This window comes from Mycolicibacterium cosmeticum (assembly GCF_000613185.1).
Classification (GTDB): domain Bacteria; phylum Actinomycetota; class Actinomycetes; order Mycobacteriales; family Mycobacteriaceae; genus Mycobacterium; species Mycobacterium cosmeticum.
Map to the genome: position 1 here is coordinate 910,558 of NZ_CCBB010000003.1, position 18,637 is coordinate 929,194.

The 18,637-nt window shown below is 68.7% G+C and carries 17 protein-coding genes and 1 riboswitch; of the genes, 7 read left to right on the forward strand and 10 right to left on the reverse strand.

The features are described from left to right. Nucleotides 1-11: 11 nt before the first annotated feature. Nucleotides 12-1,499: an FAD-dependent monooxygenase gene (locus BN977_RS23535; protein ID WP_051562142.1), complete on the forward strand. Its 1,488-nt coding sequence runs from the start codon at nt 12-14 to the stop codon at nt 1,497-1,499. On the opposite strand, the gene BN977_RS23540 is transcribed toward BN977_RS23535, so the two are convergent. From BN977_RS23540 to BN977_RS23550, 3 genes are read right to left on the reverse strand one after another with little or no spacing between them, the layout of a single operon-like run. After that, nucleotides 1,463-2,194: a class I SAM-dependent methyltransferase gene (locus BN977_RS23540; protein WP_036401914.1), complete on the reverse strand. Its 732-nt coding sequence runs from the start codon at nt 2,192-2,194 to the stop codon at nt 1,463-1,465. The genes BN977_RS23535 and BN977_RS23540 overlap by 37 nt on opposite strands. Next, nucleotides 2,191-3,303 (reverse strand): homoserine O-acetyltransferase MetX, encoded by a 1,113-nt coding sequence (gene metX, locus BN977_RS23545; protein WP_036401916.1) that lies wholly within the window; start codon nt 3,301-3,303, stop codon nt 2,191-2,193. Before metX ends, BN977_RS23540 begins: the two co-directional genes overlap by 4 nt. Then, entirely contained in the window at nt 3,300-4,628 is a 1,329-nt protein-coding gene (locus tag BN977_RS23550) for a bifunctional o-acetylhomoserine/o-acetylserine sulfhydrylase (RefSeq protein ID WP_036401919.1), read from the reverse strand. The genes metX and BN977_RS23550 overlap by 4 nt, the downstream gene beginning before the upstream one ends. A gap of 46 nt (nt 4,629-4,674) precedes the next feature. After that, nucleotides 4,675-4,793, reverse strand: a riboswitch (SAM riboswitch). Between the two features lie 278 nt (nt 4,794-5,071). Here BN977_RS23550 and BN977_RS23555 point away from each other — a divergent pair. Next, nucleotides 5,072-7,309 carry an NADP-dependent isocitrate dehydrogenase gene (locus tag BN977_RS23555; protein ID WP_036401922.1) on the forward strand — a complete coding sequence of 746 codons (2,238 nt, stop codon included), beginning with the start codon at nt 5,072-5,074 and terminating at the stop codon, nt 7,307-7,309. 67 nt (nt 7,310-7,376) lie between these two features. Here the strand turns inward: BN977_RS23555 and BN977_RS23560 are convergent, their stop codons facing one another. Beyond that, on the reverse strand, nt 7,377-8,216 hold the full coding sequence (locus BN977_RS23560) for an epoxide hydrolase EphH (RefSeq protein ID WP_036401925.1): 840 nt from the start codon (nt 8,214-8,216) through the stop codon (nt 7,377-7,379). An 81-nt stretch (nt 8,217-8,297) separates the two neighbouring features. Between BN977_RS23560 and BN977_RS23565 the strand changes: the two genes are divergently transcribed. Further along, the gene (locus BN977_RS23565) at nt 8,298-9,095 is read left to right on the forward strand and encodes an exodeoxyribonuclease III (protein ID WP_036401928.1); all 798 of its coding nucleotides are present in this window, start codon (nt 8,298-8,300) and stop codon (nt 9,093-9,095) included. A gap of 9 nt (nt 9,096-9,104) precedes the next feature. Here BN977_RS23565 and BN977_RS23570 read toward each other — a convergent pair whose 3' ends face one another. Both BN977_RS23570 and BN977_RS23575 read right to left on the reverse strand, forming a co-directional pair. Next, on the reverse strand, nt 9,105-10,127 hold the full coding sequence (locus BN977_RS23570) for a PGAP1-like alpha/beta domain-containing protein (RefSeq protein ID WP_051561846.1): 1,023 nt from the start codon (nt 10,125-10,127) through the stop codon (nt 9,105-9,107). A gap of 70 nt (nt 10,128-10,197) precedes the next feature. Further along, complete coding sequence (locus tag BN977_RS23575; RefSeq protein WP_191262656.1) at nt 10,198-10,830, reverse strand: TIGR03086 family metal-binding protein; 633 nt, start codon at nt 10,828-10,830, stop codon at nt 10,198-10,200. Between the two features lie 51 nt (nt 10,831-10,881). Between BN977_RS23575 and BN977_RS23580 the strand changes: the two genes are divergently transcribed. From BN977_RS23580 to BN977_RS23595, 4 genes are read left to right on the forward strand one after another with little or no spacing between them, the layout of a single operon-like run. Continuing rightward, on the forward strand, nt 10,882-11,307 hold the full coding sequence (locus BN977_RS23580) for a MarR family winged helix-turn-helix transcriptional regulator (RefSeq protein ID WP_036401934.1): 426 nt from the start codon (nt 10,882-10,884) through the stop codon (nt 11,305-11,307). Nucleotides 11,308-11,331: 24 nt separating this feature from the next. After that, the gene (gene trpS, locus BN977_RS23585; RefSeq protein WP_036401936.1) at nt 11,332-12,348 is read left to right on the forward strand and encodes a tryptophan--tRNA ligase; all 1,017 of its coding nucleotides are present in this window, start codon (nt 11,332-11,334) and stop codon (nt 12,346-12,348) included. A gap of 17 nt (nt 12,349-12,365) precedes the next feature. Continuing rightward, nucleotides 12,366-13,388 (forward strand): inner membrane protein YhjD, encoded by a 1,023-nt coding sequence (yhjD, locus tag BN977_RS23590; RefSeq protein WP_036401938.1) that lies wholly within the window; start codon nt 12,366-12,368, stop codon nt 13,386-13,388. Further along, nucleotides 13,388-14,230: a nitronate monooxygenase gene (locus BN977_RS23595; RefSeq protein WP_051561848.1), complete on the forward strand. Its 843-nt coding sequence runs from the start codon at nt 13,388-13,390 to the stop codon at nt 14,228-14,230. Before yhjD ends, BN977_RS23595 begins: the two co-directional genes overlap by 1 nt. Here the strand turns inward: BN977_RS23595 and BN977_RS23600 are convergent. The 4 genes from BN977_RS23600 to BN977_RS23615 form a co-directional block, all read right to left on the reverse strand. Then, nucleotides 14,221-15,453, reverse strand: a complete 1,233-nt coding sequence (locus BN977_RS23600; RefSeq protein WP_036401940.1) for a D-alanyl-D-alanine carboxypeptidase family protein — start codon at nt 15,451-15,453, stop codon at nt 14,221-14,223. The two genes, BN977_RS23595 and BN977_RS23600, sit on opposite strands and share 10 nt — an antisense overlap. Before the next feature lie 68 nt (nt 15,454-15,521). After that, complete coding sequence (locus BN977_RS23605; protein ID WP_036401942.1) at nt 15,522-16,571, reverse strand: SMP-30/gluconolactonase/LRE family protein; 1,050 nt, start codon at nt 16,569-16,571, stop codon at nt 15,522-15,524. 71 nt (nt 16,572-16,642) lie between these two features. Beyond that, entirely contained in the window at nt 16,643-18,028 is a 1,386-nt protein-coding gene (locus tag BN977_RS23610) for an aspartate aminotransferase family protein (protein ID WP_036401945.1), read from the reverse strand. Next, nucleotides 18,025-18,546, reverse strand: coding sequence for an Lrp/AsnC family transcriptional regulator (locus BN977_RS23615; RefSeq protein WP_036401947.1), 522 nt, complete (start codon nt 18,544-18,546; stop codon nt 18,025-18,027). The genes BN977_RS23610 and BN977_RS23615 overlap by 4 nt, the downstream gene beginning before the upstream one ends. Nucleotides 18,547-18,637: the final 91 nt, after the last annotated feature.

The window sequence follows — 18,637 nt, forward strand, 5'->3', positions numbered from 1 at the left end:
CGAACGGCCTGATGCTGGCCTGCGAACTGGCGCTGGCGGGTGTGCGGGCGGTGGTGCTGGACCAGCTCCCCGGGCCCAGCTCCGAGCCGAAGGCCAACGGGCTTGTCGGCCAGGTCATCCGCCAACTCGACATGCGCGGCCTCTATCACACGTTCGGTGGCGAGGGCGGCCCCCCGAAGCCTTCCGCGGGTTGGATGTTCGCCGGAATGGCGCTGAGCTTCCTTGGGCTGCAGGACAACCCGATGTACGCCTTGCTGGTGCCGCAACCACGGCTGGTGCGCCTGCTGGAACGGCGGGCCCACGAGCTCGGGGTGGACATCCGGTGGGGCCATGCACTCACCGATTTCCGACACACCGACGACGAGGTCACCGTGACCGTGCGCGCGCACGGCCGTTCTTACGAACTGACCGCCCGATACCTGGTCGGCGCCGACGGTGGCCGCAGTACGGTGCGCAAGAACCTCGGCGTCGGCTTCACCGGCCACACCTCCGACATCGTCAGCAGGATCGCCCACGTGCACCTGCCCGAGCACCTGCTGGTGCCTGGTCGCGGCTATGAAGTGCCGGGTTTCGGGCTGCTGCCGTTCGGCTACAGCAGGTTCGAGCGCGGCTCGATCGTCGTGTTCCCGCTGGAACCCCACCGTCCCATGGTGGGCACCGTCGAATACGGCTGGACCGTCGGCAGCTCGGCAAGCCCCATCTCACTGGATGAGCTCCGGGACAGCCTGCGGCGCATCCTCGGTGTCGACGTTCCGCTGGAAGCGCCGAGGAAGCCCGGGGAGCATGCCCTGCGCCGGCTCGACGGCATCAACACCCGCCAGGCCGAGCGCTACCGGGTGGGCCGGGTGCTGTTGCTCGGCGACGCGGCGCACGTGCATTCGCCGATGGGTGGTCCCGGCTTGAACCTCGGTATGCAGGACGCCGTCAACCTGGGGTGGAAACTGGCCGCGGCGGTCAACGGCTGGGCGGGTGACGCCCTGCTGGACAGCTACCACAGCGAGCGGTATCCGGTGGGGGAGCGAGTGATGATGCACTCGATGGCGCAGCTGGCACTCGCCGCGCCTGGACCTGAAGTCGCCGCGCTGCGAACACTTTTCGCCGAGCTGGTCGGCAAGCCCGCGGTGGCTGCCCACCTCGCCGGGCTGCTGGCCGGCTCCGACGTCCGATATGACGTCGGTGACGACCATCCGCTGGCCGGCCGGATGGTGCCCGACGTGACCCTCGACGATGGCCGGCGGGTCGCCGACCTGCTGCACGAGGCGCGGCCGGTGCTGCTCGACCTGTCCGGTGGCGTACTCGACGTGACGGGGTTGCCGGACCGCGTCAACGTGGTGACCGGTGCATGCGCAGCAGCGCCCGCGGCGCTCCTGCTGCGGCCCGACGCTTACGTCGCTTGGGCAGCCGACACTGTCGACGCGGCAGCGGCCGGCGCTCTGGCGGCGGCGACGGCCCGCTGGTGCGGTCAGCCCAGCGTCGCGCGGATACCCACCGTCACATAGGGCAGTGCCAGCCCGGTCGTATTCGCCAGCGCCGGATGGGTTCTCAACAACTCGCGGACCTCGTCGAGCGTGCGGGTGCGGACCTCGGCCGGTGAGGTGATGCAGTAGCTGCGCGAGGCCACCAGGTCGACCAGTGCCTGCGGGGTCAGGTAACTCGTCCATTCGAAGTGCGCCCGCTCGACCGCGGCGAACGGTTCGGGCAGGGTCACCTTCTGCTCGAGGGCGTGATCCTCGTGGCCGATGATCCGGCCCAGGTCTTTCACCCAGCCCATCCGTTCGTCGCGGGTGTTCCACACCAGCCCGAGCCGGCCGCCGGGGCGCAGCACCCTGGCGATCTCGGCCACCGCGCGGTCGGCGTCGAACCAGTGCCAGGCCTGGGCCACCAACACCGAATCCACGCTGTCGTCGGGCAGCGGGATCTCCTCGGCCGTCCCCAGCAGGGCCGGGATGTCGGGCAGCGAGGTGGAGAGGACTTCCAGCATCTCGGGGATCGGGTCGACGGCGATCACGTCGAGTCCGCGTTCGGCCAGCCGGATGGTCAGCTTGCCGGTACCGGCACCCAGGTCGAGCACGGTGTGCGCGCCCGGCGGGAGCAGCCAGTCGATCGCCTCCGGCGGGTAGGACGGCCGGCCGCGCTCGTAGGCGGCGGCCTCCTCCCCGAAGGACAGCGACCGGGGCCGGGTCGACTCGCTCACTGCGATGCGAGCTTCAGCGTCTGCCGGATCAGGGCACCCACCGAGTCGGTCTCGACCAGGAAGCCGTCGTGGCCGTAGATCGAATCGACGACGTTGAGCCCCGCGCACCCGGGGAGCAGGTCGGCCAATTCCTGTTGCAGGCGAATGGGATACAGCCGATCGGAGGTGATGCCCCCGACGATCACCGGCACCTGGCAGGACTCCAGCGCCGCGGCCACCCCGCCCCGGCCGCGGCCGACGTCGTGGCTGGACAGCGCGTCCGTCAGCGCCACATAGGTGCCCGCGTCGAACCGGGACACCAGCTTCGCGCCCTGATACTCCAGATAGCTCTCGATGGCGAAGCGGGCGTCATCATCACCCTGGACATCGTTGCCGAACCGCGAATCCAATTCGGCCTCACCGCGATACGTCAGGTGCGCGAACCGCCGCGCGATCTCCATCCCGGCGCTGGGCAGGCGCCCAGTGCCGTGGTAGTCACCGCCCTGCCAGTTCGGGTCGGCCTTGATGGCGGCCACCTGACTGCTCTGCGTACCGATCTGGTCGGCGGTCGCGCGCGCGCCGACGGCCAGGACCAGTGCCGTGCGCACGGTGTCCGGGTGCCCGATGATCCACTCCAGGGCCCGGGCCCCGCCCATGGAACCGCCGATCACCGCCGCCACCCGGGTGATGCCCAGCGCGGCCAGCGTCGCCAGGTCGGCGTTCACCTGGTCGCGGATCGTGATGGTCGGGAACCGGGAACCCCACGGACGGCCGTCCCTGGCCAGCGAGCTGGGACCGGTGGAGCCGCGGCAGCCACCCAGCACGTTGGTCGAGATGGCGCACCAGCGGTCGGTGTCGATCGGGGCGCCCGGCCCGGCCACACCGTCCCACCAGCCGGGGGTGGGATGGCCGGGGCCGGCCGGACCGGTCACGTGTGAATCACCGGTCAGGGCGTGCAGCACCATCACGACGTTGTCGCGCTCGGGGGACAGCTCACCCCAGCGCTGCACGGCGATGGTGACGTCGTCGAGCACCGCGCCGCTCTCCAGCGGCAGCGAGCCGATGTCGACGAGGGCGGTTTCGCCTTCGGCCGGCAGGGACACGGCGGGGCGGGTATCTGACACGGTCACACTGCCGCCGCCGTGTCGGACAACACCTGCCGGGCCGCCGCGAAGCCCTGTTCCAGATCGGCCAGGATGTCGTCGATGCCCTCGATGCCGACGGCCAACCGCACCAGGCCCGGCGTGACACCGGTGGTCAGCTGCTCCTGCGGGGTCAGCTGCTGGTGGGTGGTGGACGCGGGATGGATGACCAGCGAGCGCACATCACCGATGTTGGCGACGTGGCTGTGCAGGGTCAACGCGTCGACGAACGCCTTTCCGGCCGCGATACCGCCGGCCAGTTCGAAGGCCAGCACCGCGCCGGTGCCCTTCGGGGCGATCCGGCGGCCCACCTCGTACCACGGCGAGGTGGGCAGACCCGCGTAGTTCACCGAGAGGACGTCGGGATGCCCGGCCAGGTACTCGGCCACTCGCTGCGCATTGGACACGTGACGTTCAACACGCAGGCTCAGCGTTTCCAATCCCTGCGCGATGAGAAAGGCGTTGAACGGCGACAGCGCGCTGCCCAGGTCGCGCAGCAACTGCACGCGTGCCTTGAGCGCGTACGCGGGTGCGCCCAGGTCGGCGAACACCACACCGTGATAGCTGGGGTCCGGCTCGGTGAAGCCGGGGAACCGCCCGTTCGTCCAGTCGAAGGTGCCGCCGTCGACGATCACGCCGGCGATCGCCGACCCGTGGCCGCCCAGGTACTTGGTGGCCGAGTGCACGACGATGTCGGCACCGTGCGCGATCGGCTGGATCAGGTACGGGGTCGCGATGGTGTTGTCGACGATCAGCGGCACGCCGTTGTCGTGCGCCACCCCGGCCACCGCGGGAATGTCGAGCACGTCGATCTGAGGGTTGGAGATGGTCTCGGCGAAGAAGGCCTTGGTGTTGGGCCGCACGGCCGCGCGCCAGGACTCCGGGTCGTCGGGGTTGTCGACGAAGCTGACCTCGATGCCGAGCTTGGGCAGCGAGTAGTGGAACAGGTTGTAGGTGCCGCCGTAGAGCCGCGGGCTGGACACGATGTGATCGCCGGCCGAGGCCAGGTTCAGGATGGCGAACGTCTCGGCCGCCTGCCCGGAGGACAGGAACAGCGCGGCCACACCGCCTTCCAGCGCGGCGACCCGCTGCTCGATGACGTCGGTGGTGGGGTTGCCGATGCGGGTGTAGATGTTGCCCGGCTCGGCGAGCCCGAACAGCGCGGCGGCGTGGTCGGTGCTGTCGAACGTGTACGACGTGGTCTGGTAGATCGGCAGGGCCCGCGCGTTCGTGGCGGCGTCGGGGGTCTGGCCGGCGTGCACCTGCTTGGTCTCGAAGGACCAGCTTGCGAGCTTTTCTTCTGGCGTGCTCATGGGAAACGAACCTCCATCTGTGTCTGGGGGTCCGTCCGTCAGTACGGACCCGCGCTTGCCGGTAGCCGCTTTCGGCTACACAACCTGGTCCTCACCCGGAGCACCCCACCGCGGTTGGAGGGTTGCCGGCCAGCAAGCCGGGGCTTGGTGCTGGCACTCATGACCGATGCAAAGCCTAGCTCACCGCCTCGACCGAAGGCCACTGGGTTCACCGGGATGTCGGCCGCCGCGGGACGAAAGCTACTGGTCAGTAGTCAAGGTTGGCCCGTCACGCGGTACGCGGCCCTTGTAGTGTTGCGCTCGAGCGCTGCCGGAACCCGGACAGCCTCAGCAGACAGTGACACGCCAAGGGAAAAGGCACCCACCACCAATGGGCACGTCGCTTTTGGGCCCGTGTCGCACGCCGCATATCTGACACCGACAGTGAGGCCGTAAGAACAACCATGAGCGCCCAGCAGCCGACCATCATCTACACGCTGACCGACGAAGCCCCGCTGCTTGCCACCTACGCCTTCCTCCCGGTGATCCGAACTTTCGCCGGCGCCGCCGGTATCGACGTGCAGACCAGTGATATCTCCGTGGCCGCGCGCATCCTGGCCGAGTTCGGCGACTACCTGACCGATGAGCAGAAGGTCCCCGACAACCTGGCCGCGCTTGGCGAGCTGACCCAGGACCCCAGCGCCAACATCATCAAGCTGCCCAACATCAGCGCCTCGGTGCCCCAGCTGCTGGCCGCCATCAAGGAGCTCAAGGGCAAGGGCTACAACCTGCCCGAATACCCCGGCGATCCGAAGACCGACGAAGAAAAAGAGATCAAGGCCCGCTACGGCAAGATCCTGGGCAGCGCCGTGAACCCGGTGCTGCGGGAGGGTAACTCCGATCGCCGTGCCCCGAAGGCCGTCAAGGAGTACGCCCGCAAGCATCCGCACAGCATGGGCGAGTGGTCGCAGGCCTCCCGGACGCATGTCGCGACCATGAAGACCGGCGACTTCTACCACGGCGAGAAGTCGATGACGCTGGACAGGGACCGCAACGTCCGCATGGAGCTCAAGACCGCGGGTGGTCAGACCATCGTGCTCAAGCCCGAGGTCAAGCTCGACAACGGTGACGTGATCGACAGCATGTACATGAGCAAGAAGGCGCTGATCGACTTCTACGAAGAGCAGATCGAAGACGCTTACAAGACGGGCGTGATGTTCTCGCTGCACGTCAAGGCGACCATGATGAAGGTCAGCCACCCGATCGTGTTCGGTCACGCGGTGAAGGTCTTCTACAAGGACGCGTTCGCCAAGCACGGCAAGCTGTTCGACGAGCTCGGCGTCAACGTCAACAACGGCCTGTCCGACCTCTACGACAAGATCGAGTCCCTGCCCGCCTCGCAGCGCGAGGAGATCATCGAGGACCTGCACCGATGCCACGAGCACCGGCCCGAACTGGCGATGGTGGACTCGGCCAAGGGCATTTCCAACTTCCACTCCCCGTCCGACGTCATCGTGGATGCGTCGATGCCGGCGATGATCCGCCTCGGCGGCAAGATGTACGGCGCCGACGGCCGCACCAAGGACACCAAGGCGGTGAACCCGGAGTCGACCTTCTCCCGCATGTACCAGGAGATGATCAACTTCTGTAAGACGAACGGTCAGTTCGATCCGACCACCATGGGCACCGTTCCCAACGTCGGGCTGATGGCGCAGAAGGCCGAGGAGTACGGCAGCCACGACAAGACCTTCGAGATCCCGGAGGACGGCGTCGCCGACATCGTGGACAACGACACCGGTGAGGTGCTGCTGAGCCAGAACGTCGAAGCCGGCGACATCTGGCGCATGCCCATCGTCAAGGACGCCCCGATCCGGGACTGGGTCAAGCTGGCCGTCAACCGGGCCCGGCTGTCCGGGATGACGACGGTGTTCTGGCTCGACGACGAGCGCCCGCACGAGAACGAGCTGCGCAAGAAGGTGAAGGCCTACCTCAAGGAGGAGGACACCGAGGGTCTGGACATCACGATCCTGCCGCAGGTGTGGGCCATGAGGTACACGCTGGAGCGGGTCATCCGGGGCAAGGACACCATCGCGGCGACCGGCAACATCCTGCGCGACTACCTCACCGACCTGTTCCCGATCCTGGAGTTGGGTACCAGCGCGAAGATGCTCTCGATCGTGCCGTTGATGGCCGGCGGCGGGCTGTACGAGACCGGTGCCGGCGGTTCGGCGCCCAAGCACGTCAGCCAACTGGTCGAGGAGAACCACCTGCGCTGGGACTCGCTCGGCGAGTTCCTGGCCATCGGTGCCAGCCTCGAGGACCTGGGCAACAAGACGGACAACGCGAAGGCCAAGGTGCTGGCCGACACACTGGACGCCGCTGTCGGAAAGTTGTTGGACGAGAACAAGTCTCCGTCGCGTAAGGCCGGTGAACTGGACAACCGGGGTAGCCAGTTCTACCTGTCCCTGTACTGGGCGCAGGCACTGGCCGAGCAGACCGAGGACCAGGAGCTGGCCGAGCATTTCGCGCCGCTGGCCAAGACGCTGGCCGACAGCGAGGCCGCGATCGTCGACGAGCTCAACGCGGTGCAGGGTGGGCATGCCGACATCGGCGGCTACTACTACCCGGATCCGGAGAAGACGGCGGCGGTGATGCGTCCGAGCAAGACGTTTAACGCCGCGCTGGAGGCCGCCAACAGCTGAGCGGCGCCGACACTACGGTTTGTGGCGCGATTTCCGTGAATTCGCGCGATGAACCGTAGTTTCGGCGTCACCCGGCCGGCGGTGCCGCGCGCCGGGGTTCGGTGTGGGCGTCGACGAACTCGGTGATCAGCTGGGTGACCCGGCCGGGCGCCTCGAGCATGGGGACGTGCCCCAAGCCGGGCAGCCGGGTGACCCGGGTGTCGGGTGGCAGGTGGTCGACGAAGTAGCGAGTGCCGCGCGGGGTGGGGAATACCCGGTCCTTCTCGCACAGCACCAGGTGGGTGGGCACGCCGACGTCGGCGAGTTCCAGCAGACCGGGCAGCCGCAGCGTTTTGACCAGCAACTGCAGGTAGGCGGTGCAGTGGGTGGCGTCCTGCACCAGCAGGTCCAGGTCGGTGCGGCTGGGACCGTCGGCGGGTCCGCTGACGGGAAGCGTGGCGATGCGGGTGCCGAACGGCACGTCCAGGATCCGCGGGCCGATCAGCCGGGCGGCGAGCAACGCCGGGCCGCCGAGCACGAACTTGAGCACGGTCTCGTACTTGGTGAGCGAATGCCGACCCCAGCCGCCCGCGGGGGCGATACCGGTCAGGGTGCGTGCCCGGCCCCGACGTTCCAGTTCGAAGGCCACCCAGCCGCCCAGTGAGTTCCCGACGATATGGGCTGTGTCCCAGCCGATTTCGTCCATCCGGCGCTCGACATCGTCGACCAGGGTGGCGGTGTCGAGCAGCCAGCCCGGCGCACGCGGTCCGCCGTGGTGGCCGATCATGGTCGGGGCCAGCACCTCGAACCGGCCGGTCTCGGCCAGTTGGGGTGCCACCGTCCGCCAGACGTTCTGCGAGCACAGGAACGGATGCAACAGCAGGATCGGTTCACCCGACCCGAGGTGGAACGGCGCGCGTTCGGTCATACGGCCCGACACTAAAACGGTACCGCCGGTACCGCAAGATCCGGCGGGCTGCTTGTCGGTGGGCTGCACTAGGGTGCTGGCGTGATCGTCACCACCGTCAACGTCAACGGCATCCGCGCCGCGGTCAAGCAGCGTTCCAGCGAGAACCTGGGGTTGCTGCCCTGGCTGAAGGAGTCCCGCGCCGACATCGTTTGCCTGCAGGAGACCCGGGCCGATGACGAGCAGCTGCGCGACGCCCTGGCCCCCGCCTTGGCCGACGATTGGCACCTGGCGTCGGCGGAACCACATGTCAAGGGCCGCAACGGCGTTGCCGTGCTCTCGCGCACCCCGTTCAGCGCGGTGCGGATCCTGGAGTCCGAGGAGTTCGCCACCCACGGCCGCTATATCGAGGTCGAGACCGGCGGCGCCACCGTCGCCAGTGTCTACCTGCCCACCGGTGAGGCCGAGACGGAACGGCAGCTGGAGAAGGAACGGTTCATGGCCGCCATCGAGGCCAGGATGGCCCAGCTACTGGCCGGCAACCGGGACACCGTGCTGTGCGGTGACTGGAACATCGCGCACACCGAGAACGACATCAAGGCCTGGAAGAACAACGTCAAGAAGGCCGGGTTCCTGCCCAGTGAACGGCAGTGGCTGACCGATCTGATGGCCACCGGCTGGGTGGATGTGGTGCGCCGGCTGCACCCCGACGTCGCCGGCCCGTACAGCTGGTGGTCCTGGCGCGGCAAGGCCTTCGACAACGACGCCGGCTGGCGCATCGACTATCACCTGGCCAACGCGGGCCTGGCCGAGCGCGCGGTGTCGGCCCGGGTGGAGCGGGCCGAGCTCTACGCGTTGCGCTGGTCCGATCACGCCCCGGTGACCGTCGAATTCTCCTAGCAGACCCGTTCAGCATCCCTGCCGGTTGGGAACCGGGGCCGGGTCCTCGGTCAGCGCGGCGCGGACCGCCTCGAACACCCGCGGATCCCAGGTGAGCGCGGTGTCCCAGGGCAAACCGGCGGCGTCGGAGACGTAGATGCTGTGCGTGTCATCGAATACCGCGCAGCGGCGGCGGGGCAGGATGCGTTCGTCGACGTCGGTGGCGAGCGCGCTGCGCCGACTGACCAACCCGTCGTTCGGCCATACCGTCGGGTTCGCCGATCCCGGTACGTCGAACCGGTCGCCCGCGATGAGGGTCACCGGGACGGTGTCGAGCACGCCCGCCTGGAATTCGTTCCAGCCGCCGGGGCCCATCAGGTAACCCTGGTTGACTTCGCGACCCGATCCGCTCATCAACCGGGTCACCTCGTCACCGAAGGCGCGCATGTTCTGCTCACAGAACGTGTCGCCGAGGCAGTCCGACAGCGGGGTGATGCCGTTGGCATAGTCGGACAGGAAGGAACCCTGCCATGGGGTGCCGAGTGTCGTCAGCGAACGGATCCGGATCGGCGAGTGCAGGGTTTGCAACACACGGATCGCCGCGCGGGAGTACAACCCGCCCATCGAGTGCCCGATGATGTCGACGGTGCCGACCGCTCGAGTGTCGTGCAGGTATGTCAGGAAGCGGGCAAGGTGCTCGCCGGCGAGGTCGATCGAGGCGGTGGAGTCGACGGTCATGTTGTCGGGCAACGTCGTTGGGCAGTCGCCGAAGGCGCCGAAGCCGCCCTGGTCGACGACGACGCCGCGCCCCGCCATCGCGGGCGAGGTGTACACGACATGGCCCGCGTCCAACAACATCTGCCGCAGCGCCGTGTCGGTGTTGCCTGCGGCCAGGCCGGATCGGCATGCGCTTGCGGGCTCGGTGAACGGCGTGACCGCGGCCCCGCCGGAAACGATGACCACCACCCGTTCCGGCTGCGGCGCGGCCGCCGCTGGAACGGGCGCGAGCAGGCTCAGCACCAGAAAGACGCAGTACATCAGGCTGATTCGCACGGCTGGGATGGTATCCCGGGTATCGGATTACTGCGCCCTATCGAGAAAGGGCGATGGTGCGCAAGGGAATTCAGTGTGTCGCGGGTGGACGTGATGGCTGCCAATGCGGGTCCCGGCCCAGATGGGCGACGATTCGGTCGAGAACGTCGGCGGCCGGGCCCTGGTGGGCCGGCCCGAACGGCGCGTCGGGGATGCTGCGGTAGTCGCCGTCGGGCACCATCAGCGCCAGTGGCAGGGCCGCCTCGAGCACGTCGGTGGGCAGGTGGTAATCCTGGCCGAGAGTGGCTGCCACATCCCACCCGTGCACGACGTAGTCGATGAGGTGGAAGCCGATCGCGACGGCCCCGGGAAACACCGCTCCCGGCCCGAATTCCGGTAGCGCGAACGGTATTTGCGCCGCTTCGGGAGCGGCGAACGCCTCCAGTACGTCATGGGCGGCCGCGGCGTAGGTGTCGCCGGGTGCGCGGGTCAGCGCGTCGCGAACCGCGGTGGCGTCCCAGACCCCCGCGTCGGCGCCGTTGCCGCGGGCCGCCGCCGCGAAACCGCGATGCTGCACGGTCATGTGGGCGAGTAGATCGGTCAGGTCCCAACCGGCGCACGGGGTGGGCCGGCGCAGGTCCTCGGCGCTGACCGCCGCGACGACGGGGACGGTGGCCAGGACGGCGGTGCGATGGGCGGGGCGAAGATCATCAATAGTATGCATCCGCATACGATATGCGTCTGCATACGGTATGGCAATGCCTACCATGTTCGGATGGCTGCCCGGCGCCCCGACCTCGCGGCGATGCTGGCCCCGCTGCTGCGCGACACCGTCGCCGCCGAGGAACCCGTGCTGCGCAAGCACGGCCTGACCATGTGGGGCTATGTCGTGCTGACCGCGCTGGACGGCGCACCGATGCGCACCCAGGCCGCGCTGGCCGAGGCGATCGGCGCGGACAAGTCACGGATCATCCCCACCCTCGATCAGCTCCAGCGGGCCGGGTACATCGAGCGCCACCCCGACCCCGACGACCGCCGGGTTCGGCTGCTGGCCATCACCGCCGACGGCAGGCGGGTCAAGGACGCCGTCCAGGCCGAGATCCAGCGGGGGGAGGAGCGGTGGCTCGGCGAACTGGACCCGGCCGACCGGCGCACCTTCCTGCGGGTGCTGCGTCAGCTGACCCGCGGGGAATTCGGATGACGTCAGTGCGAAAATCGAGGGATCATGAGCACTCCAGCCAAGCCCGTCGTGTTCTCCGGCGCGCAGCCCACTTCCGACTCCCTGCACCTCGGTAACGCGCTCGGGGCGGTCAACCAGTGGGTGAGCCTGCAGCACGACTACGACGCCTACTTCTGCGTCGTCGACCTGCACGCCATCACCGTCGCGCAGGAACCCGAGGTGCTGCGCAAGCGCACGCTGGTCACCGCGGCTCAGTACCTGGCGCTCGGGGTGGATCCCGTCAAGGCCACGGTGTTCGTGCAGAGCCAGGTGCCCGCGCACGCGGAGCTGGCCTGGGTGCTGGGCTGCTTCACCGGGTTCGGTCAGGCCTCGCGGATGACGCAGTTCAAGGACAAGTCGCAGAAACAGGGCACCGACGCGACCACCGTGGGGCTGTTCACCTACCCGGTGCTGATGGCCGCCGACATCCTGCTGTACGACACCGGCCTGGTGCCCGTCGGCGAAGACCAGCGCCAGCATCTCGAACTCGCCCGTGACCTGGCCGAGCGCATCAACGCGCGCTTCCCCGGCACCTTCGTCGTGCCCGAGGCGATGATCCCCAAGGCCACCGCCAAGATCTACGACCTGCAGGACCCGACGGCCAAGATGAGCAAGTCGGCGGCCACCGACAAGGGCTTGATCAGCCTGCTCGACGATCCGAAGAAGACGGCCAAGAAGATCCGCTCGGCGGTCACCGACAACGACGCCGAGGTCCGGTTCGATCCGGAGAACAAGCCCGGCGTGTCGAATCTGTTGACCATCCAGTCGGCGGTCACCGGCACCGATATCGACAAGCTGGTCGAGGGCTACGCCGGCCGCGGCTACGGCGACCTGAAGACCGAGACCGCGGAAGCCGTGGTCGAATTCGTCACCCCGATCAAGAACCGCGTCGACGAACTGCTGGCCGATCCGGCCGAGCTCACGGCGGTGTTGGCGAAGGGGGCCGAGCGGGCCGGGGACGTGGCTACAAAGACGCTGCAGCGGGTATATGACAGGGTGGGATTCCTGCCGCCGACGCGCTGACACCCGGGAGAGACCGCATGGCCGAGCCGGACGACAAACCGGGTGTGCTGGATCGACTGCGCAGCCGCTACCCCTGGTTCGACCGGGTGATGCGGGCGCAGGAACGCTACAACGACTGCAAGGGCGACTTCTACGCCGCGGGCATCACCTACTTCACGGTGTTCGCGTTGTTCCCCTTGCTGATGGTCGGTTTCGCCGCCGGCGGCTTCATCCTGGCCAGCCGGCCGGATCTGATGGATCAGATCGAGCAGCGGATCCGGCAGACCGTGTCGGGGGACTTCGGCAGCCAGTTGGTGCAACTGATGGATTCGGCCATCGCCTCGCGCGGCACCGTCGGCGTCATCGGGCTGGCCACCGCGGCATGGGCGGGCCTGGGCTGGATGTCCAACCTGCGCGAGGCGCTCAGCCAGATGTGGGAACAGCGCGGCGAGAAAGACGGCTTCCTGCGCACCAAGCTGTCCGACCTGATCGCCCTGCTGTCGGTGTTCGTGGCCATGGTGCTCACCATCGGCCTGACCGCGCTGGCCAACAAATCGGTGATGACCCGGGTGCTGGATTGGCTGGGCCTGCACGACATCACGACGCTCGGAGGGCTGCTCGGCGTCGTGTCGTGGTTGATGTCGGCGCTGGTGTCGTGGCTGCTGTTCACCTGGATGATCGCCCGCTTGCCCCGTGAGCCGGTTGCGTTCGGCAGTTCGGTGCAGGGCGGGCTGCTGGCCGCGGTCGGCTTCGAGATCTTCAAACTGGTTGCCTCGCTGTACTTGTCCTCGGTACTGCACGGCCCGGCCGGCGCCACCTTCGGCCCGGTGCTCGGTCTGATGGTGTTCGCCTATGTCACCGCCCGGCTGGTGCTGTTCGCGACGGCGTGGGCGGCCACCTCGAAGGAGAGCATGCTGTTGGTTTCCGTGGAACCGCCGGGGCCGGTGGCCATCACGCCCCGAGTCCAGGTGCGCGAGGGCATCGGCGTCCCTGGCGCGGTGGCCGCGTTCGCGGCGGGAGCGCTTGGCGCGCTGGGTCTCTCACGGCTACGCCGACGCTAGTGGCCCACCGCTGTCAGCCCGGCGATGCAGGGTGCCGGCGCCTCGGCATCGAGGTGCCGATCGTGAACGCGCCGATGGGCGGGGTGGCGGGCGGCCGGCTGGCCGCCGCGGTGTCGCGGGCCGGCGGGTTGGGGATGATCGGCATGGGCAGTGCGGCGACACCGGATGTGCTGCGCCGCGAGCTGGCCGAGCTGGAGCGCTGTGGTGGCTCGGCGCGCCCGTTCGGGGTCGGGCTGGTGCATTGGGTGATGACCGATCGGCCCGAACTGTTCGAGATCGCGCTGGCCGCCCGGCCGGCCCTGCTGTCGGTGAGTTTCGGCGCGGACTGGTCCTGGGTGGCCGATGCCCACGCCGCCGGCGTCCGGGTGTGCACGCAGGTGGCGCGCCCGGCGGACGCGCGGCGCGCGGCGGCTGCCGGGGTGGACGTGCTGGTGGCCCGCGGCGCCGAGGGGGGCGGGCACGGCGAACCGGTGATGGCGACGCTGCCGCTGCTCGCCGAAGTCCTTGAGGCGGTCGACGTTCCGGTGCTCGCGGCGGGTGGGATCAGCTCGGCCCGGGCGGTCACCGCGGTACTGGCCGCCGGCGCGGTCGCCGCCTGGGTGGGCACCGCGTTCACGGTGAGCCACGAGGCGCTGACGCCGGCGGCGGCCCGCGCGGAGTTGCTGGCCGGCACCGAGACCGAACTCACCCGCGAATTCGACATCGCCGCCGGATACCGATGGCCCGCGACGATGCCCGAGCGGGTGCTGCGCGGCTCGGCGGTCAATGCGGGTCAGGGCGTGGCCGAGGTGCGCGAGGAGCTGTCCGCGGCCGAGGTGCTGGCCCGGTTGGTTCAGGCCTGAGGCCGGCGGTTCATCGACCGGGCGGCCATGATCAGTGCGAACACGATGATCGCGCCGACCACGCCCACGCCCACCCGCACCGGCACCGCGTCGGCGGGCGGCAGCGCGGTGGCCGCGACCGCGGTGGGATCCGGCGTGTCCGGCTTCTGCTTGGGCAGCAGCGACGGGTCGGGCTCGATCAGCTTGCCCACCTTGGTGCCCGGCGCGGTGGCGAAGCCGTAGTCGAGCAGGTGGGCGGCCTGCTCCCACGGCGCGATGGGCTCGCGGGTGCCGCGCAGCAGCACCGCCACCAGGCGCCGACCGTCGCGTTCGGCGGCGCCGACGAAGGTCTGGCCGGCGTCGTCGGTGTACCCGGTCTTGCCGCCCAACGCGCCCGGATAGTTGTAGAGCAGCTTGACGTCGTTCTCCAGGTCGTAGCCGGGATGGTCGTTGTCCTCACCGGGCCGGGCCGGATATCCGGGGAACGGGTACTTCTCGGTCCCGACGATGCGGGTGAAGGTGTCGTTGCCGAACGCGTACCGGTAGAACAGCGCGATGTCGTAGGCCGAGGTGCTCATGCCGGGGCCGTCCAGACCCGACGGTGTCGCCGCGCGGGTGTCGCGGCCGCCGAGTTTGTTGGCCAGCGCGTTGATCTTCTGCAGCGCGGTGTCCATGCCGCCGACCTGCACGGCCAGGGCATGCGCCGCATCGTTGCCGGAATGCATCAGCAGGCCGTGCAGCAGATCGTTGACGGTGTAGCGACCGCCCTGGTCGACGCCGACCCGGGTGCCCTCCGCGGCCGCATCGTCGGACGTGCCGATCACCTGCCGGTTCAGCGGGAGTTCGTTGATCGCCTGCATGGCGATCAGCACCTTGATGACGCTGGCCGGGCGGTGCCTGCCGTGCGGGTCCTTGGCGGCGATGACGTCACCGCTGTCCAGATCGGCCACCACCCAGGCCTCGGCGGAGACGTCGTTGGGCAGCGGCGGGGTGCCCGGTGCCGTCACCACGCCACAGTTGCCCATGGCGTCGCCGCCCAGCGGCGTGGCCGGCACCGGCAGCGGCGCCGGCGGATCACCGGCCTTGGGCACCTCGGAGGAGTCCACCGCGGGCGGGGTGGTCACCCGGAAGGGACACGGATCCGGTGGGCCCGGTTCGGCGTGCGCCAAGGCCGGTCCCGCGGCCAGGAAAAGCGCCGCGGCCAGGGCCGTAGCGCGGCGGAGCGGGGTTTTCGTGGTCGCCATCGTGTCAGCAGATTAGGTGACGACGATGCCGATCGGCGGGAGCCGCGCTGTGACAGGTGGGGTTTGTGTTACGAAGGTGACCATTCCGGCAGTGCGCAATGCGCCAGCGCGTCCGAGCCGATGGTGCTCAACCACAGCCGGCCGTCCCGCTCCACCACCCCGGTCACCTGACCGAAGCGCGGGTCTTTACCGCGGATGCCCCCGACCGCCCGCCCGGAGTCCGGGTCGAACGCCACGGCCCACACCTCCGAGGGCATGTCGGGTTGCAGGGCGGCGGGGAGTTTCCACACCAACTTGCGCAGCGCGGGCGAACGCGGGGCCAGCCAGTCGGCCGGTTTGTTGACCGGGCACACGAACGCGACCCAGATCCGGCCGTCACCGCCGGTGGAGATGTTGTCCGGCATGCCGGGCAGATGCCGCGCCAGCGGGGTGACGGTGCCGGCCTGCGGGCCGGTCAGCCAGTACTTGGACAGCCGCCGGCCCTGGGTCTCGGCGAACACCAGCGCCGACCCGTCGTCGGTCACGGTCAGCCCGTTGGCGAAGTACAGCCCGCTGACCAATGTCTCGACGCCGCCGTCGGCGTTCAGCCGGTACAAGCCGCCGGTGCCGCGCGCCTCGAAGATGGCCGCCTTGAACCACTCGTAGTGGAAGTCGCTGGTCGACTCGGTGAAATAGATTGTGCCGTCCGCTGTTTCGGTGACATTGGAACAGAACCGCAGGGGGCGCCCGCGCGGCGCGCAGCCTTGCGAGCCGACGCCGTCGACGGGGACGGTCCGGGTCAGCGTGGTCAACTCGCCGCTGCCCGGGTCCAGGGCCAGCAGGCCGCGATAACTGTCGCAGATCAGCACCCGGCCGTCGCGGGCCACGTGCAACCCGAGCGGGCGCCCACCGGTGTCGGCGACCACGGTCGACTCGCCGTCGGGGGTCAGGCGCACGATCCGGCCGTCCACCAAGCCGGTCCACAACGAGCCTCCGGCATCGGTGACCACGTCCTCGGGTCCATGGCCCGGCATCGGCACCAGGGTCAGTTCGGGGAGCGTGAACTCGGGCAGCGGCTGCACCGGTGGCGGCTGCCAGCGGACGGGGTTGATGGCGGGTTTGGCGCGCGCGGCAGACACGCACCCGACGGTAGCCCGCAGACGACGACGGCCGGGCGGTTTCCCGCCCGGCCGTCGCGTGCATCCGTGATCTAGAGGCGGCGTCCGGCCTCGCTGAGCACCCCGTGCAGGATGTCGTAGATCGCGTCGAACTCCTTCTGCCCGCTGATCAGCGGGGGAGCCAGCTGCACCACTGGGTCGCCACGGTCGTCGGCGCGGCAGTACAGACCGGCCTCCCACAGGGCGGGGGTGAGGAACCCGCGCAGCAGCCGCTCGGACTCCTCGTCGTTGAAGGTCTCCTTGGTGGTCTTGTCCTTGACCAGTTCGATGCCGTAGAAGAAGCCCTCGCCGCGGACGTCACCGACGATCGGCAGGTCGTACAGCTTCTCCAGGGTGGCCTTGAACACCGGTGCCTGCTCCTTGACGTGGGCGTTGATGCCCTCGCGCTCGAAGATGTCCAAGTTGGCCAGCGCGACCGCCGACGACACCGGGTGCCCGCCGAAGGTGTAGCCGTGCCCGAACACCGTCTTGCCGTCGTTGAACGGCTCGAACAGCCGGTCGCTGGCGATCATCGCGCCGATCGGGGAGTAGCCCGAGGTCAAACCCTTTGCGCTGGTGATGATGTCGGGAACGTAACCGAAATCGTCGCAGGCGAACATGGACCCGATGCGGCCGTAGGCGCAGATCACCTCGTCGGACACCAGCAGCACGTCGTACTCGTCGCAGATCTCGCGGACCCGCTCGAAGTATCCCGGCGGCGGCGGGAAGCAACCACCGGCGTTCTGCACCGGCTCCAGGAACACCGCGGCGACCGTGTCCGGTCCCTCGAACTCGATGGCCTCGGCGATGCGGTCGGCGCAGTACTGCCCGAAAGCCTTCTCGTCGTGCGCGTAGGCCTCCGGCGCCCGGTAGAAGTTGGTGTTCGGTGCCCGGAACCCACCCGGGGTGAGCGGCTCGAACGGCGCCTTGAAGGCCGGGATGCCGGTGATGGCCAGCGCGCCCTGCGGGGTGCCGTGGTAGGCGATCGAACGCGAAACCACCTTGTGCTTACCGGGTTTCCCGGTCAGCTTGAAGTACTGCTTGGCCAGTTTCCAGGCGCTCTCCACCGCTTCGCCGCCACCGGTGGTGAAGAAGACGCGGTTCAGGTCGCCCGGTGCGTAGTTGGCGATCCGCTCGGCCAGCTCGACGGCCGTCGGCGTGGCGTAGGACCACAGCGGGAAGAAGGCCAGCTGCTCGGCCTGGCGGGCTGCCGCGGCGGCCAGCTCCTCGCGGCCGTGCCCGACCTGCACCACGAACAGGCCCGAGAGCCCGTCGATATAGCTGCGGCCCTGGTCGTCGAAGATGGTGACACCCTCACCACGGGTGATGATCGGCGGGTTGATATCGGCACCGTGCCGGGCGAAGTGGCCCCACAGGTGGCGTTTGGCCTTGGCGGCCAGATCTGTCGAAATGGATTGTGCTACATCAGTAGTTGTCATCGCGTGCCCCAATTGTATTGCTGTTTGACAAGTTTGAGATAGACGAGAGTCTCGGTTGATATCACCCCTGGTACGGCACGGATCTTGGTGTTGAGCAGGTCGAGTAGGTCGTCGTCGTCCTCGCAGACGACTTCCGCGATGGCGTCGAAGGTGCCCGCGGTGAGCACGACGTAGTCCACCGATTCGATGGCGGCGATCTTGTCGGCGACCTTGGTGGTGTCGCCGGTGCAGCGGATGCCGATCATGGCTTGGCGCGCGAAGCCCAGCTGCATCGGGTCGGTGACCGCGACGATCTGCATGACGCCCGCGTCGACCATGCGCTGGACGCGTTGGCGCACCGCGGCTTCGGACAGGCCGACGGCCTTGCCGATCCCGGCGTAGGACCGCCTGCCGTCCTGCTGCAGCTTCTCGATGATCGACTTGGACAACTCGTCGAGCTGAAAGGCCGCCCCGGGACGGGACTGATTGATTCGCAGGGAGACGGCGGATGCGCCGGGCTGTGAATCTGGGTTCGACATGCTGACGATTGTGCACGGAATCCGTAGTTTGGGGCAACCATTTCCATTAAATCGCGCGTTTTCGATGTCTCAGACCGGTGGAATGCGCAGC

Bases quoted from the DNA above. Each gene is read 5' to 3' on its own strand.
- BN977_RS23615 (WP_036401947.1), bottom strand. From the start codon at position 18,546: ATGTCGAACCCAGATTCACAGCCCGGCGCATCCGCCGTCTCCCTGCGA.
- yhjD (WP_036401938.1), top strand. From the start codon at position 12,366: ATGGCCGAGCCGGACGACAAACCGGGTGTGCTGGATCGACTGCGCAGC.
- BN977_RS23610 (WP_036401945.1), bottom strand. From the start codon at position 18,028: ATGACAACTACTGATGTAGCACAATCCATTTCGACAGATCTGGCCGCC.
- BN977_RS23535 (WP_051562142.1), top strand. From the start codon at position 12: ATGCTGGCCTGCGAACTGGCGCTGGCGGGTGTGCGGGCGGTGGTGCTG.
- BN977_RS23600 (WP_036401940.1), bottom strand. From the start codon at position 15,453: ATGGCGACCACGAAAACCCCGCTCCGCCGCGCTACGGCCCTGGCCGCG.
- BN977_RS23580 (WP_036401934.1), top strand. From the start codon at position 10,882: ATGGCTGCCCGGCGCCCCGACCTCGCGGCGATGCTGGCCCCGCTGCTG.
- BN977_RS23575 (WP_191262656.1), bottom strand. From the start codon at position 10,830: ATGCATACTATTGATGATCTTCGCCCCGCCCATCGCACCGCCGTCCTG.
- BN977_RS23560 (WP_036401925.1), bottom strand. From the start codon at position 8,216: ATGACCGAACGCGCGCCGTTCCACCTCGGGTCGGGTGAACCGATCCTG.
- BN977_RS23555 (WP_036401922.1), top strand. From the start codon at position 5,072: ATGAGCGCCCAGCAGCCGACCATCATCTACACGCTGACCGACGAAGCC.
- BN977_RS23550 (WP_036401919.1), bottom strand. From the start codon at position 4,628: ATGAGCACGCCAGAAGAAAAGCTCGCAAGCTGGTCCTTCGAGACCAAG.
- trpS (WP_036401936.1), top strand. From the start codon at position 11,332: ATGAGCACTCCAGCCAAGCCCGTCGTGTTCTCCGGCGCGCAGCCCACT.